This is a genomic window from Silvania sp. (genome assembly GCF_051656365.1).
GTDB classification, from domain to species: Bacteria; Pseudomonadota; Gammaproteobacteria; order Enterobacterales; family Enterobacteriaceae; genus Enterobacter; species Enterobacter hatchlandensis.
Genome location: NZ_JBOGBT010000082.1, coordinates 1 through 1,951, shown reverse-complemented (window position 1 = coordinate 1,951; position 1,951 = coordinate 1). Strand labels below are relative to the sequence as shown.

Here is a 1,951-nt window from a genome sequence, read left to right as displayed (position 1 = left end):
CGACCCGAGCCGCGACCGCTCGACCGGCGGCTGCGGCCTGGGACTGGCTATTGTCCACTCTATCGCCCAGGCGTTGGGCGGTGACGTCAGCTGCGAAGAGAGCGACCTCGGCGGAGCACGGTTCTGTTTTAACTGGCCCGTCTGGCATCAACTCCCTTCATTCACCTCTGCCTGACCCCACGCGCACGCTGGTCTGACCGGGCGTGCTATGCTATCTTTTCAGTATGTTGTAACTAAGGTAGTGTGCGATGGCAACTTACGATCTGATTGAACGTTTAAATAGCACCTTTCGCCAGATGGAGCACGAGCTGGCGCAATTGACCGCCGACCTGCAAACCTGTCGACTGCTGGCGGCGCGCGTCTTCTCCCTCCCGGATGTGGTGAAAGGTGCCGAGCACGATCCGCTCAACACCATTGCCGTTAAGCAGCACCTGGGGCAAGAAGCGCTGGGGATGGCGCTGCAGCACTATCGCCATCTGTTTATCCAGCAGCAGTCTGAAACCCGCAGCAGCAAGGCTGCCGTGCGCCTGCCTGGGGTGATTTGCCTGCAGAGCGACGCCGCTCATCGGGAGCAGCTCACGGCACAAATCGCAAGCATTAACGCGCTGAAAGCCGACTTTGAAAAAATCGTCACCGAGGAGTCAGGCTTGCCGTCCGCGGCGCGCTTTGAGTGGGTGCATCATCAACTGCCGGGGCTTATCACCCTCAATGCCTACCGCACGCTGACCGTCATTCACCATCCGGCCACCCTGCGCTTCGGCTGGGCCAATAAGCACATAATTAAGAACTTCACCCGCGAAGACGTCCTGCAAATGCTGGAAAAAAGCCTGAAAGCGCCGCGCGCGGTGGCGCCCTGGTCGCGGGATCAGTGGGTGGAGCGGCTTGAGGCCGAATATAGCGCTATTCACGCCCTGCCTGCTGACGCGCGGCTGAAGATTAAACGTCCGGTGAAGGTCCAGCCCATTGCCCGGGTCTGGTATGCCGGGCAGCAAAAACAGGTTCAGTACGCCTGCCCCACGCCGCTGATTGCGCTGTATGACAGCGATCAGGGCGCGGTGCTGCCGGATATTGGGGAACTGCTGAACTACGATGCTGAGAATGTCCAGCACCGTTTTAAACCGCTGGCGCAGCCGCTCCGGCCCATCATTGAGCGGCTGCACCTGTACGTGGCAGAGTGACTATTTTTGGCTGCCGACCATCTGCTCCGGGCGCACCCAGCTGTCGAACTCGGCCTCAGAGAGATAGTCCAGCGCCAGGGCGGCGGCCTTCAGCGTCAGCCCCTCTTTGTGCGCCTTTTTGGCAATTTCTGCCGCCTTGTCGTAGCCGATATGGGTATTGAGCGCGGTCACCAGCATTAAGGATTCGTTTAACAGCTGGCTGATGCGTTCGCGCTCAGGCTCAATGCCGATCGCGCAGTGCGCGTTAAAACTCTCCATCCCGTCGGCGAGCAAGCGCACCGATTGCAGGAAGTTATGGATGACCATCGGACGGTAGACGTTGAGCTCGAAGTTGCCTGACGCGCCGCCCATGTTCACCGCCACGTCGTTGCCCATCACCTGACAGCACAGCATGGTCATGGCTTCGCACTGGGTTGGATTCACCTTACCTGGCATTATCGAGCTGCCCGGCTCGTTTTCCGGGATGCTGATTTCCCCGATGCCGCAGCGCGGTCCGGAGGCCAGCCAGCGCACATCGTTAGCAATTTTCATCAGCGACGCCGCCAGCCCTTTCAGCGCCCCGTGGGCATGCACCAGCGCATCGCAGGTGGCCAGTGCTTCAAACTTGTTGGGCGCGGTCACGAACGGCTGTTGGGTGATGGTCGCCAGCTCCTGGGCCACGCGTACCGCGTACGCGGGATGGGTGTTCAGCCCGGTGCCGACCGCGGTACCGCCCAGCGCCAGCTCCGCCAGATGCGGCAGGCTGTGGTCGATGTGGCGCAGGTTATGTTCAA

3 protein-coding genes are annotated in these 1,951 nt (G+C 60.7%); 2 read left to right on the top strand and 1 reads right to left on the bottom strand.

Features of this window, described 5'->3' with window-relative positions; all coding sequences use genetic code 11:
* Together ACRDD5_RS15335 and tus are read left to right on the top strand one after the other, a co-directional pair.
* Positions 1-175 (top strand): ATP-binding protein (locus tag ACRDD5_RS15335; protein ID WP_438677219.1); only part of this gene is annotated, 175 nt, incomplete at its 5' end.
* Positions 176-248: 73 nt separating this feature from the next.
* Positions 249-1,178: a DNA replication terminus site-binding protein gene (tus, locus tag ACRDD5_RS15330; RefSeq protein ID WP_438677218.1), complete on the top strand. Its 930-nt coding sequence runs from the start codon at positions 249-251 to the stop codon at positions 1,176-1,178.
* Here tus and ACRDD5_RS15325 read toward each other — a convergent pair.
* Positions 1,179-1,951: lyase family protein (locus ACRDD5_RS15325; protein WP_438677217.1), on the bottom strand; the 773-nt coding region annotated here is incomplete at its 5' end.

Excerpts from the sequence above, each read along its gene's own strand:
- tus (WP_438677218.1), top strand. The coding sequence starts at position 249 with ATGGCAACTTACGATCTGATTGAACGTTTAAATAGCACCTTTCGCCAG.